Source organism: Pelomonas candidula (assembly GCF_043555985.1).
Classification (GTDB): Bacteria; Pseudomonadota; Gammaproteobacteria; order Burkholderiales; family Burkholderiaceae_C; genus Pelomonas; species Pelomonas candidula.
This window is the reverse complement of record NZ_JBIGIC010000057.1, coordinates 1-325: the sequence shown is the minus strand read 5'-3', so window position 1 is coordinate 325 and position 325 is coordinate 1. Positions and strand designations below refer to the sequence as shown.

The 325-nt window shown below is 62.2% G+C and carries 1 pseudogene; it reads right to left on the bottom strand.

The features are described from left to right. Window positions 1–122: 122 nt before the first annotated feature. Window positions 123–325, bottom strand: a pseudogene (locus tag ACG04R_RS28465) (IS3 family transposase); the annotation flags it as partial.

Sequence of the window (325 nt, the reverse complement as noted above, 5' to 3'; positions counted from 1 at the left end):
TCAGTGTCGCCACGTCAATCACTCCAGTGCTCCTGCCGCAAATCGCGGCAGGCTAGGTTGATACGTGGGTCAGGTTTGAACGGAAATCAGTGTGAGAGGTGGGTCAGGTTTCGGAGGAAATCAACACGGTGCTTGCCGCAGTGCTCACCGAGGTCGCGCATGTCCAGCGTCAGTTTGCGATAGCCGTACACGCCGCCACTCTCCAGCCACGCCTGCTTGAGCAGGCCGGTCAAGCGCTGGTCGTCCTGGGCCCGCGAGCTCTGCGGCTCGGCCTTCCATGCGTAGTAGCCGCTGGGGTGCACCTGCATCACCTTGCACATGCGCC